Annotated in this window: 10 protein-coding genes; all 10 read left to right on the forward strand. The window is 39.6% G+C overall.

Annotated features, from left to right (window positions below; genetic code table 11):
* Positions 1–298: 298 nt before the first annotated feature.
* On the forward strand, positions 299–2563 hold the full coding sequence (gene pflB / locus K6G87_RS15050; protein WP_296839033.1) for a formate C-acetyltransferase: 2265 nt from the start codon (positions 299–301) through the stop codon (positions 2561–2563).
* A gap of 186 nt (positions 2564–2749) precedes the next feature.
* Positions 2750–3484, forward strand: coding sequence for a pyruvate formate-lyase-activating protein (pflA, locus tag K6G87_RS15055; protein ID WP_296839036.1), 735 nt, complete (start codon positions 2750–2752; stop codon positions 3482–3484).
* Between the two features lie 302 nt (positions 3485–3786).
* Positions 3787–4881: a hypothetical protein gene (locus tag K6G87_RS15060; protein ID WP_296839048.1), complete on the forward strand. Its 1095-nt coding sequence runs from the start codon at positions 3787–3789 to the stop codon at positions 4879–4881.
* A 138-nt stretch (positions 4882–5019) separates the two neighbouring features.
* Positions 5020–6429, forward strand: a complete 1410-nt coding sequence (locus K6G87_RS15065) for a uracil-xanthine permease family protein (RefSeq protein WP_296839050.1) — start codon at positions 5020–5022, stop codon at positions 6427–6429.
* A 258-nt stretch (positions 6430–6687) separates the two neighbouring features.
* Entirely contained in the window at positions 6688–7641 is a 954-nt protein-coding gene (locus K6G87_RS15070; protein WP_296839052.1) for a GGDEF domain-containing protein, read from the forward strand.
* Positions 7642–8034: 393 nt separating this feature from the next.
* Positions 8035–8301: a flagellar biosynthesis anti-sigma factor FlgM gene (gene flgM / locus K6G87_RS15075; protein WP_296839054.1), complete on the forward strand. Its 267-nt coding sequence runs from the start codon at positions 8035–8037 to the stop codon at positions 8299–8301.
* A 33-nt stretch (positions 8302–8334) separates the two neighbouring features.
* Positions 8335–8853, forward strand: a complete 519-nt coding sequence (locus K6G87_RS15080) for a flagellar protein FlgN (protein ID WP_296839056.1) — start codon at positions 8335–8337, stop codon at positions 8851–8853.
* 150 nt (positions 8854–9003) lie between these two features.
* Positions 9004–10671 carry a flagellar hook-associated protein FlgK gene (flgK, locus tag K6G87_RS15085; protein ID WP_296839059.1) on the forward strand — a complete coding sequence of 556 codons (1668 nt, stop codon included), beginning with the start codon at positions 9004–9006 and terminating at the stop codon, positions 10669–10671.
* A 69-nt stretch (positions 10672–10740) separates the two neighbouring features.
* Positions 10741–12609, forward strand: coding sequence for a flagellar hook-associated protein FlgK (gene flgK / locus K6G87_RS15090; RefSeq protein ID WP_296839061.1), 1869 nt, complete (start codon positions 10741–10743; stop codon positions 12607–12609).
* Positions 12610–12681: 72 nt separating this feature from the next.
* Positions 12682–13313, forward strand: a 632-nt coding sequence (locus tag K6G87_RS15095) for a flagellin N-terminal helical domain-containing protein (protein ID WP_330669883.1), incomplete at its 3' end; no start/stop codon positions are given.

The raw sequence follows: 13313 nt of genomic DNA on the forward strand, positions 1-13313 counted from the left end.
ACAATTAAAAATCTGGAAGTAATAATACACAGTATCGCCAAAAAATATGACGAAAAAATGAGAAAATGCTTGTGCAACACTGTCGATAAAACCGCATAAACAGGGGATTCTTCAAATTTGTGTAAATATCTTTGTGCAAAACAGCAGAAAAACAAGGAAAAACAATGAAATGTTGTCTATGTTCTTGATTGACATACAATCATTATACATGTTAAAATCACGCCGTTGGTTAAAAATATAACAAATAATTCAGCGCATGGATAAGTCCATGCATGACGGCACTAGAAGGAGTACCTTTATGCGAGAAGAATGGAGAAGTTTCAAAGGAACACACTGGATTGGAGACGTTAACGTACGTGACTTCATCCAGAACAACTACACCCAGTATGATGGTGATGAGTCTTTCCTTGCAGGACCGACTCAGGCTACAGATACATTATGGGGCAAGCTTCAGGAGCTTCAGAAGAAAGAACGTGAGAACGGCGGCGTTCTTGATTGCGAGACAGAAGTTGTTTCTGGTCTTACAGCTTATGGCCCTGGATATATTGATGAGCAGACTAAGGATCTTGAGCAGATCGTTGGTCTTCAGACAGATAAGCCTTTAAAGAGAGCATTCATGCCTTACGGCGGAATCAAGATGGCAGAGGAAGCTGCTTCAACATACGGCTTCGAAGTTAATCCTAAATTCCACAAGATCTTCACAGAGTATCACAAGACTCACAACCAGGCAGTATTTGATGCTTATACACCTGAGATGAGAGCTGCTCGTCACAGCCACATCGTAACAGGTCTTCCGGATACATATGGTCGTGGACGTATCGTAGGCGACTACAGAAGAGTTGCTCTTTATGGTATTGATCACCTCATCGCTAAGAAGATGGAAGATTACAACAACTGCGGTGATGGAACAATGACAGATAACATCATCCGTCAGAGAGAAGAGATTTCTGAGCAGGTTCGTGCTCTTAAGGGCATGAAGGCTATGGCAGAGTCTTACGGCTATGATATTTCACAGCCTGCTAAGAACGCTAAGGAAGCTGTTCAGTGGTTATACTTCGGTTACCTTGCAGCCATCAAGACTCAGAACGGTGCTGCAATGTCAGTTGGTCGTGTATCAACATTCCTTGATATCTATATTAACCGTGATATCGAAGAGGGAACACTTACAGAGGAACAGGCACAGGAACTTATCGATCACTTCACAATGAAGCTTCGTATGGTTAAGTTTGCTCGTATCCCTTCATATAACAACCTCTTCTCAGGTGACCCTGTATGGGCTACTCTTGAGGTTGGTGGACTTGGCGGAGACGGACGTCACATGGTTACAAAGAATGACTATCGTTTCCTTCATACTCTTGAGAACATGGGACCTGCTCCAGAGCCGAACCTTACAGTTCTTTACTCTAAGAGACTTCCTGAGACATTCAAGAAGTATGCAGCTCACATTTCAGTTGTAACATCTTCTATCCAGTATGAGAACGATGATGTTATGCGTCCAATCTGGGGCGATGACTACTCAATCTGCTGCTGCGTATCAGCTACACAGACAGGTAAGGAGATGCAGTTCTTCGGAGCTCGTGCTAACCTTGCTAAGGCTCTTTTATACGCTATCAACGGCGGTGTAGATGAGAAGTTCACAGATAAGAGCGGTAAGCACATGCAGGTAGGTCCTGCTTATGCACCTATCACATCTGAGTACCTTGACTTCGATGAAGTTATGGCTAAATATGACAAGATGCTTGACTGGCTTGCAGGTCTTTATGTAAATATCCTTAACCTCATCCAGTACATGCACGATAAGTACTACTATGAAGCAGCTGAGATGGCTCTTATCGATACAGATGTACGTCGTACATTTGCTACAGGTATTGCTGGTTTCTCACACGTTATCGATTCACTTTCAGCTATCAAGTATGCTAAGGTTAAGACAATCCGTGATGAGAACGGTCTTGTTATCGACTACAAGATAGAAGGCGACTTCCCTAAGTATGGTAACGATGATGACAGAGCAGACCAGATCGGTGTTGATCTTCTTAAGTCATTCATGACTAAGATCAGAAAGCACCACACATATCGTGACTCTGAGCCTACAACTTCTATCCTTACTATCACATCTAACGTTGTTTATGGTAAGGCAACAGGTGCTACACCTGACGGAAGAGCAGCTTACACATCATTCGCTCCTGGAGCATCACCATCTTACGGTGCTGAGCAGAACGGACTTCTTGCATCTCTTAACTCAGTTGCAAAGGTTCCTTATGAGTGGTCACTTGACGGTATTTCAAATACTCAGACAATGAACCCTTCATCTCTTGGACACGATGATGAGGAGAGAGCTAACAAGCTTGTTGGTGTTCTTGATGGATACTTCGAGCAGGGTGCTCACCACCTCAACGTTAACGTATTCGGTAAGGACAAGCTCATCGACGCTATGGAGCATCCTGAAAAGCCTGAGTATGCTAACTTCACAATTCGTGTATCAGGTTATGCTGTTAAGTTCATCAACCTGACTAAGGAGCAGCAGCTTGACGTTATTGCTCGTACATGTCACGAATCACTCTAATGTGTTGTTTGGTTTTTGATATAACAGACTTATTAAGAGCGTAATGCTTATATGAAAAAGGACTGCAAAGGGAGTTAACAATTCTTTGCAGTCCTTTTTTAAAAGATATATGTGATTTACAGAATCTGAAGTATCAGGTTCATGGATGTTAGTGCTGCACTATAATGGCAGCGGAATGGAGATTTTATGAAAGGCGCAGTACATTCAATAGAAACATTTGGATCAGTAGACGGTCCTGGCATCAGATATATTATATTCCTGCAGGGCTGCAACATGAGATGCAGATATTGTCACAATGTTGATACATGGGCCCAAGAGCGAGATGATACACAGTTTATAGATGCTGATGAACTCCTTGATAAGGCAGAACGTTATAAGACTTATTGGGGCAATGATGGCGGAATAACTGTAAGCGGTGGTGAAGCACTTCTTCAGATTGATTTCCTTCTTGAGCTCTTTACAAAAGCTAAAAAGCGCGGAATCAATACCTGTATTGATACTGCACTTCAGCCATTTACAAGACAGGAGCCTTTTTTCTCAAAGTTTGAAGAACTTATGAAGCTTACAGACCTTCTTCTTGTAGATATCAAGCATATTGAGCCGGAAGCTCATAAGGATCTTACAGCACAGGACAATGCCAATATCTTAGATGGAATGAGATATCTTTCTGATATCAACAAGCCTATCTGGATCAGACACGTACTTGTACCTGGTGTTACTGATGATGATAATGCACTTAAAAAGACCAGAGCCTTCATTGAAACACTTCATAATGTAGAGAAGATTGAAGTACTTCCTTATCATAATCTCGGAGTATTTAAGTGGAAAGAACTTGGAATCAAATATACTCTTGAAGATACACCTGCACCTTCCAAGGAGCGTGTCGAGAATGCTGAGAAGATTCTTCACGGAGAAATCTGAATCTGAAGGGTATAATAGTTGTTCCTTATAAATATATCTTATAATTAAGTTAATAATGTTAAGAACCGTACCGATAAAATAAATGTAACGACGGATTTATGTTACAGTATTCGATTTGTTTGTTATCAGACATCACGGGTATTTTTGACGGGACGGAGTTCTGCATGCTAAGGATAGCGTCTTTCACGGAAGATAGTAACTTTTAATTTTTGGTGGAGGCGCTAATTTTATGCCCTTTTTTGCTATAAAAGGTCATGGATGAAGACTTTAATGAGCGCTTCCGGAAAGACATGAGGCGTATTATGAGAATTGCAGCAAGTAACATTGAACTAAGCTCAAGGCGTGAACACGTAGTTCAAAACATGCAGGATACGATAAAGCCGTTTGGGCTTTCGTCAAGCTTTAAAACGCTTGAAAGTAATAAGGAGTCTGAGATATTAAGAGATACGTATGCCAGATCTGATAAGGATCTGGAACTTCTTGATGCAGAGTCTTCAGGTCTTTATATGAATCCTGGAACCTATCATGAGATTCAGGTAGAGGAACCTGAGACCTTAAATGAAAGTCAGGGACTTAGCCCTATGGACATGATACATGTTCATCTTTTGAGACTTATACTAAAACTTGCCCAGGATCTGGGAGGAAAAGGCTGGGACTCTTTTTCCAGAAATATATCGGAGCAGCTTGATTCTATATCAAATGGAAATGCGGGCCTTTACAGAAGCTCTAATTCCTATTCTTTAATGAGTTATGAGAAGGAATCTATGCAGTTTAGCGCAGATGGAAGAGCTGTTACAGAGGATGGACGAATCATAGACTTTAATGTAAGTTTTGGCATGTCGAGAGAGTTTGCAGAGTATTCGGAGCTTAATCTTGGGGCCATGGGACAGCTTCTTATGGATCCTCTTGTAATAAATGTTGGAGATGATGTTGCAGAAATATCAGACCAGTCTTTTTATTTTGATCTTAATATGGATGGGAATAAGGAGAATGTAAAGATGCCGGGGCTTGGGTCAGGCTTTCTTGCGGTAGACAAAAACGGCGACGGCACTATAAATGATGGAAGCGAACTCTTTGGCGCGCAAACAGGAGACGGCTTTGGCGAACTAAGAGAATATGATGAGGATGGTAATGGCTGGATAGATGAAAATGATGAATCCTCCTGGGCAGCACTTAAAGTCTGGATCAAAGATGATAAAGGCCATGACGAGCTTCTGACTTTAAAGGAGGCTGATGTTGGAGCAATCTATCTTGGAGAAGTTGGAACTGAGTATACTTCGTATTCTTCCGATCTTTTTAAGGACGGCGTTAACGGCGTAGTAAGATCATCCGGTGTATTTCTTCATGAAAATGGTAAAGCAGGAATTGTACAGCATGTAGACCTTGCATATTCATAAATTTACAGGCTCAGACTTTTAGATTAAAGTCTGAGCCATTTTATTGATAAATTTTAAGTTGAAATTGGCGGTATGTTCGCTATAATATATTTGGGTTTTGAACAACTAGTCAAACGCTTATTTAAGAGGGAGGAAAATATGGGTAAAAATACCAAAGCTTTTGATGGGCCGATCTATGATGCCAGAAGTCTTGGAACGGGCCGAATGCTGATTCTCGGAGTTCAGCACATGTTTGCAATGTTTGGAGCAACAGTTCTTGTTCCTATTCTTACCGGTCTTGATGTATCTACAACACTTCTTTTTGCAGGTCTTGGCACACTTCTTTTTCATCTTATTACAGGTCGTAAGGTTCCGGCATTTCTTGGTTCCTCATTCGCATTTCTTGGTGGTTATGCAGCTGTAGCGCCGCTTCTTGATGGTGGAGCTTCCAATACAGAGCTTTTGCCTTATGCTTGTTTTGGCGTTGCTGTTTCAGGTCTTTTATATCTGGTTCTTGCATTCCTTTTTAGAACCTTTGGTGCAGGTAAGGTCATGAAGTTCTTCCCACCTGTAGTTACAGGTCCTATCATTATTGCAATAGGTCTTAATCTTGCTCCATCTGCTATTAATAACTGTGCAGATAACTGGAACTGGATTCCTGCAATTGTAGCTATTGCTATAGTTATTGGCTGCAATATCTGGGGCAAAGGTCTTGTAAGAATTGTTCCTATCCTGCTTGGAGTAATTGGTTCATATATAGTATCTGCTGTAATGGATGCACTTGGCATTGAGATGATAGATTATGCTCAGGTTGCAAGCGTACCTTGGATAGGATTTCCTGTTCATTTTGAAAATACAGTGTTCTCACTTTTTACAAATGGATTTGATTCAGGTGTTCTTATAACATCTGTAATAACGATTGTTCCTATCGCATTTGCAACAATGATGGAGCACATTGGTGATATCTCAGCTATATCATCAACAACAGGCCGCAACTATATTAAGGATCCAGGTCTTCACAGAACACTTATTGGTGATGGTCTTGCAACTACTATAGCTTCACTTTTTGGAGCTCCTGCCAATACAACTTATGGCGAGAATACAGGTGTTCTTACACTTACTAAGGTTTATGATCCGCTTGTAATAAGAATTGCAGCCGGTTTTGCAGTGCTTATGAGTTTCTGCCCTAAGTTTGCAGCTATCATCGAGACTATGCCAAGCGGAACAATTGGTGGTATATCACTTGTACTTTATGGAATGATCTCTGCTGTAGGTATCAGAAACCTTGTTGAGACACATGTTGACTTCTCTAAGAGCCGTAACGTACTTGTAGCTGCTATGATCATGGTACTTACAATAGGTATCAGCTATTCATCTGCAGGTTCACTTCCACTTCCATTTGGCGGTGTAACACTTTCAGGTCTTGCAACAGGTTCACTTGTTGGTATTCTTCTTAATGCAGTCCTTCCTGGTAAGGATTATAAATTTGAAGATGAACTTCCAAACACAACAGGTGTTGATCTTGAAATGGCACAGGGCGATCCGGTTAACATGGATAAAGCTCAGTAAGTAGTGAAATAATAAGCGAATAATGGAGCTGTTTTTTAGATGAGAAAAACTAAAAAGCAGCTCTTTTTTTATTGTCTTATTTTTTTTCAAAAAAAAATAAAAAAAATTTCAAAATAGGGGTTAAGTAATTTAAAAATCGTCCGATAATATATCTGTATAGGGGTTTTTAGGAACGACTGTAAGGGGTAAATTGCAGTCGGTATAAAGCCGGGGAAATCGGACTTGGATATCCGATCGGCGGGAAGGGAGAATACCGGTATGGAAGAGAGTTTTTGTTATGTCGTATTCCGTCTGTTTGGGATAGGACTCTCTGCAATGATTCTGTTTAATATCAAAAGAAATCACTCTAACAAAAGAAAAGCAAGAAATTACTTTAGGTTACTAGTCCTATGTCTGGTTCTCCTTGTGGTTAACCTTATAGGGTACTTTTTTGTGGATGCAAGTGGCAAAGCGCTAATGGCAGTAGGAGTTGTATTTAAGGGATTATACCTTGCTCTTCTTGCTGTAATATCTGTTTATATGGTGATGTATGCTTATAACTTTCTTGATATAGAGATCCGCAATAGAAACAGAACGCTTAAAAAAATTCTCGAAGATATCATATGCCTTATTCCATCAGCTGCATTTATCATAATAGCTTATCTGGATAAGACACAGACAGTTACGATAGCTATCATTCTTTTGTATATGGTTGCACTATACAATGACAATCAGAATGAGCTTATATCACTTGATCCTCTTACAAGACTCAACAACAGAAATGAGCTTACAGGTTACTTATGGTACAAGCTTTCAACACCGATGCGAGGCAGAATATGCGTCCTTATGATGGATATGAACAGATTTAAGGGAATCAATGATACTTACGGCCATGTTGAAGGTGATCAGGCACTTATAGCAGTTGCCTCTTGTCTTAAGAAAGCCTGCGGAGGAGTTTCCGGAAGACCTTTTATTGCAAGATATGGCGGAGATGAATTCATAGTGGTAATGGAGACAGAATCCGATCTTGATGCTGAGCATCTGTGTGATTATATTCATATGACTCTTGCAGTAGAGAATCACAGGCTCAAAAAGCCTTATAACCTTAGTATATCAATCGGCTGGGTACGAAATGAACAGAATAACCGTTCTATTAAGAAGTTACTTCGCCGTGCAGATATAGAACTTTATGAAAAGAAGCGTCAGTTCAAAGAAAGAGAACGTACTGCATGATTTTGGAGGAGTTATGTAGTACTAAGGGGAAAGGAGGATAGCCGATAGCCTATATCGGTAAACGTATAGCCTATAAGAAAAAACACATGGAAACGGCAATAAAATGTAACGTTTCCCTATGATCATTCGATAGGGAGGAAACCGGGGTATTAAAAGTGCTATATTAACAGTCTGACATCCAGCACGGAACTGTTAAATTCTAACAAACTTATTAAAAAGCACTAAAATAATATCTCAAGAGTCTAAAGTTAATTGGGGTTCGACCGATAAATGTAGTAGAAATAGTAATAGGGTTCGCGTTGGAGACAAGGAGGTCAGCGAGCTACCGGCCAGGCAGCAGATGCCAGGCACAAATATATGAGGTCCAAAGAACTCCCCAGAAAGGAGAAAGCAATGCGTATTGAAGCTTACAACCAGGTACAACAGGTATATAACACACAAAAAGTACAGCACACTGGAAAGACCGAGAAGGCTACAAAGACAGATAATGTCCAGATTTCTTCATTAGGTAAAGATATCCAGGTTGCTAAGCAGGCAGTGAAGAATGCACCTGATGTTAGAGAGGAACTTGTTGCTCCTCTTAGAGAAAAGGTACAAGATGGCACATACGATATCAGCTCAGATGATTTTGCTGATAAGATGCTTGCAGAATTTGCATAAATAAAGATTATAAAAGCGTAAGGAGATAACCCCATGGCGAGTCTGATGGAAGATCTGATAGAGGTTTTGAATCAGGAATGTATAGCATATGACGAGCTTTTGGGATTATCGAGTAAAAAGACACCGGTCATAGCGGCCGGAGATCTTGAGAAACTTTCGCAAATCACGGATGAAGAGCAAATTTCCGTAGGAAAGATCCAGAAGCTTGAAAAGAAGAGGATCGAAGTAATGACGGACATTGCTAATGTATTGAACAAGGATGTCAAGACATTGAAACTGACCGAACTGGTTCGCATGCTGGATAAGCGGCCATCGGAGCAAAAACAACTGGCACAGGTGCGAGATAGACTTAAGAGTATTTCACAACATGTCAGGATCGTTAACGGACAAAATCAAGAGCTCCTTGAAGGCTCTCTTGAAATGATCCAGTTCGAAATGAACATCCTGCAGCAAGCAGGCAGTGCTCCTGAGACAGCCAATTATGATAAAACAGCAGGAACCATGGGTTCCCTCATAGGAACTAATACAGGCAGATTCGATGCCAGGCAGTGATCATCACACTAGTGTGATCATCGCCGGACGTTTCACTCGGTAGTTCACAAAAGCAGACAACACTTCGGTGTGTCTGCTTTTTTTGTAGCAAAAGACCGGCAGGTAAATGCATGATAACTTGCAGATTTTTACTTACAGGAGAATAGACTTATGTTGATGTCAAACCTTTATGTCGGCGTATCCGGCCTTCAAACAGCACAAAATGCTCTTAATACAACTTCACATAACCTTGCAAATATTGGTACTGAAGGCTATACACGTCAGCAGGTATCACTTGGAGATGGTAAGTATCAGACCATAGATAACAAACCTGCAATAGCACATAAACAGACAGGTCTTGGCGTTGCATATGTTAACTGTAAACAGGTAAGAAGTGTATTCCTTGACGCGTCCTACAGACTAGAGAGCGGCAGAAGTGAATTTTATGATATATCTTCTGAAACTCTTGAACAGGTAGAGGACCTTTTGCAGGAAATGAACGGAGCAGAATTTGCAGATAACCTTACTAACCTTTGGGAGCAGGTACAGGAGCTTGCAAAAGATCCTACAAGTGCAGTTAATCAGGCAGCATTTGTAAACAGATGTTCCGAATTCGTTGAAAGTGCAAAGGCAGTTTATAAGGGATTTGTAGAATACCAGGAGAATCTTAACAGCCAGGTTAAGACTCTTGTAGATGAAATAAATGATATTGGTGATAGCATAAGAGAACTTAATCAGAAGATAGTGGCTATAGAATCAGGTTATGTAGAAAAAGCCAACGATCTTCGTGATACCAGAAACAGTCTTTTAGACAGACTTGGGGAACTTGGAAATATTACTTATGAAGAGGATATGTTTGGTAATGTTCTTGTTAACTTTGAAGGAACACAGTTTGTTCTTTCAGATAATGTTCATCACCTAGGATGTGATATTGATGAAAGCCCATGTAACTACAATACAGTTTATTGGGAATATGCAGCGAAACAATATGAAGATGAAAATGGGAATACCGTTCTTGACATAAGCGGAGCTCATGTTTACGACCTCACCAGAACAGTATCAAGCCAGCTCAATACAGATGTTGGAGAACTAAGAGCAACACTACTTGCAAGGGGTGATCATAATGCTACATATCATGATATTACTGATGATGAGACAGGAACCTATTACAACAAGAATATTGCACAGTCAGTGATCATGAATGTAGAAGCAGAATTTGATCAGATGTTCCATGACATAGTAACAGCTATCAATAAGGTATATGAAAATGCAGCAAGTAATCCTGCGACACTTACAAATCTTAAATATGGAACAGCTACAGCAAATCCTGCAGATTATACCATGTTCAACATGATAGATGATGACGATGCACTTACTTATGACATCGATAGCGATCATCTGGCAGGTAATAATATAACAGGCTTTACTATCGTAAATACAGAAGTTAATGAAAAGCTTCTTCAGACACCTACACTTAATACATTCGTGACAATTGACGGAGAAGAGGATACGGCAGCAGCTACAGCACTAAAGGAAGTATTTACAGATGCTGATTATAAGCTTAATCCAAATGTTGCAACCAAGATAGACCTTTTGGAATACTATGATGCACTCGTATCACAGATCGCTAATACAGGAAGTGTTAACAAGGCATTGTCAGAAAATCAGGTAATTACTGTTAATACTATATCTGCAGCAAGAGAACAGATAGTTGGTGTATCAAGTGATGAAGAGCTTGAATTCATGATAGAGTTCCAGAATGCTTATAATGCAGCAAGCCGTTTTATCAATGTAGTAAGTGAAATGCTCGAACATGTAGTTACATCTCTTGGTAGTTAAAAATATTAAAACTATACTTCATAGTTTTAATTTAAGGCTTTAAAAAGCCAAGAAGGAAGGACAGAATCTATGCCATCACAATTTTTCGGACTTAATATAGCAGCATCAGGACTCAGGGCAGCTAATGCGGCTATGAATACAACTGCCAATAATATATCCAATGCGAATACTGATGGATATTCAAGACAGACTGTTACACAGGAAGCAGCTGATGCACTCAGAGTATTTACTACTTATGGATGCGCAGGAGCAGGTGTAGATACTGTGGCTATTGAAAGAATAAGAGATGAGTTCTATGACACAAGATATAGAGACAACCAAAAGCTTTATGGTGAATATACTCAGAAAAATTATTATCAGAGTCTTGTAGAACAGTATCTTACGGATAATGGAGAAACAGGGTTTTCAACTCTTTTTTCCAAAATGCAGGCCAATCTTCAGTCGGTTATGACAGCATCAGGAACTACAACTACAAAGGCTACATATGTAGCTTCAATGACTTCTATTACTGATTACTTTAATACAATGGCAATAAATCTTCAGAACCTTCAAAATGATATCAATCAGGAAATAAAGTCTACCTGCGATGCTATTAACTCAATAGCAGAAGAAGTTGCAAGTCTTAATGAACAGATCAATATCATCGAAATGACCGGAACAACAGCCAATGATCTTAGAGATACAAGAGACAGTCTTATAGATGATCTGTCTGAGTATGTATCAGTTGATGTAAAAGAGACTGATGTAATAGATGAAAATGATCCTGACAGAGATACAGGCGCTACAAGATTTGAAGTATGGATTGCAGGCGGTCAGTGCCTTATTGATACATACAGCTATAACAAGCTTATCTGCGTAGCAAGAGATGAAGATGAATCTATAAATCAAAATGATATTGACGGTCTATACAATATCAAGATGGCAAGAAGCAATTATGAAGAGGGTAGCGGTAAGTTTACAGGTAACTTCGATCTTGATAATGCGAATATTGGTGGTAAGCTTTACGGCCTTATCCAGATGAGAGATGGTAATAATCAGAAGTTCTTTAATGGTACAAGCGGAGTATGGAATTATCAGACTCATACCCTGACAGTGGCAGTAACAAGTGATTATCTTAAAGATATGGCTCAGTGCGCGCTTCCCGAGCAGGGAATAATCCAGATAGGATCAAGAACCTATGAATACGACAGCTGGACCTATGATGGAGACAGCAGCTATACATTTGTTCTTGATGATACTGATGATGAAACGGGAGCAGCAGTTGATTTTTCCAGAATACAGTCCAAATCCTATGAAACCGTTTCTATAGGTAAATCAATTGATTATCAGGGAATTCCATATTATCAGGCTCAGATGAATGAGTGGATAAGGAATTTTTCAAGAGAAGTTAATAATATAACTACAACAGGATTTACATCTACAGGTGAAAGCGGATGCTATATGCTGACAGGTGACAGAACAGTATCCACTAATACTTCGGCAGCCCAGTATACATTTGAAGAACTTTCTACAACCAACTATGGATACTATTATCTTAAAGGAGATAACTTTGCAGTATATTCTGCAATGGAGCATAATGCAGATCTTCTGGCTACCAAATCGGATATCACTGAAGGTGATGATGAATTTGGTAATATCGATAAACTTGGCGATATGTTCAATTCCAAAGAGATATTCAGAGGGGCAACTTCTGGTGAATTTCTTGATAAGCTTCTTGCTGATGCAGCACTTAACTCAAGTAATGCAACTACTATGGAAAAAACATATACAGCACTCAGAAATACTATTGGAAACCAGAGACTGTCTGTTTCAGGCGTTGATGAAGATGAAGAAGCAGCTAACCTTGTTAAGTTCCAGAATGCTTATACACTAAGTTCAAAAGTAGTTCAGACACTTACTGAAATGTATGATCAGCTGATTCTTAATACTGGGGTATGAGTAGTAAAAATAGTAATACAATTTTTACTACGGGCCAAAAAACGGCAATGACAGATTACGCGGAGGTTTTATATGCGAATTACTAACAAGATAATGCACAACAACTCAATCTACAATATCAATAATAACAAGTCGTCTGAAAATGATCTGAACACTCAGATCGCAACCGGCAAGAAGCTTACAAGACCATCTGATGATCCTGTTATTGCTATAAGAGCACTTCGCCTTCGTAGTAATGTAACAGAACTTTCCCAGTACTATGAAAAGAATGCAGGAGATGCAGAAAGCTGGCTGAATGTTACAGAAGATGCACTTTCAACTGTTACAGATGTTCTTACATCTTTGATCCAGCAGTGCAATAAGGGCGTTAACCAGTATGAGACACTTGATGACGTAGATACTATTCTTACTGAAATGAGTGCACTTTCTGATGAATATTATTCAACAGGTAATGAAGATTATGCTGGAAGATTTATTTTTACAGGGTATAGAACCCAGCAGTCTCTTACTTTTAAAGATGACGAAAGTACAGAATATATAGATATAAATGATGAATTCAATTTTGATGATGTAGACACATCTCATAGAGTAATAGGAGCATATACACTTGCAGCAAGCGATTCCTCTTTTCCTGCAGAAAGTGATATGTCCTCCTGTTCTATAGGACGTATCCGCTTGTCTTATGACAATCTTGATTCTGATAC

This window comes from Butyrivibrio sp., from assembly GCF_024699075.1.

Excerpts from the sequence above, each read along its gene's own strand:
- K6G87_RS15070 (WP_296839052.1), top strand. The coding sequence starts at position 6,688 with ATGGAAGAGAGTTTTTGTTATGTCGTATTCCGTCTGTTTGGGATAGGA.
- K6G87_RS15060 (WP_296839048.1), top strand. The coding sequence starts at position 3,787 with ATGAGAATTGCAGCAAGTAACATTGAACTAAGCTCAAGGCGTGAACAC.
- K6G87_RS15065 (WP_296839050.1), top strand. The coding sequence starts at position 5,020 with ATGGGTAAAAATACCAAAGCTTTTGATGGGCCGATCTATGATGCCAGA.
- flgK (WP_296839059.1), top strand. The coding sequence starts at position 9,004 with ATGTTGATGTCAAACCTTTATGTCGGCGTATCCGGCCTTCAAACAGCA.
- flgK (WP_296839061.1), top strand. The coding sequence starts at position 10,741 with ATGCCATCACAATTTTTCGGACTTAATATAGCAGCATCAGGACTCAGG.
- K6G87_RS15080 (WP_296839056.1), top strand. The coding sequence starts at position 8,335 with ATGGCGAGTCTGATGGAAGATCTGATAGAGGTTTTGAATCAGGAATGT.
- pflB (WP_296839033.1), top strand. The coding sequence starts at position 299 with ATGCGAGAAGAATGGAGAAGTTTCAAAGGAACACACTGGATTGGAGAC.
- flgM (WP_296839054.1), top strand. The coding sequence starts at position 8,035 with ATGCGTATTGAAGCTTACAACCAGGTACAACAGGTATATAACACACAA.
- pflA (WP_296839036.1), top strand. The coding sequence starts at position 2,750 with ATGAAAGGCGCAGTACATTCAATAGAAACATTTGGATCAGTAGACGGT.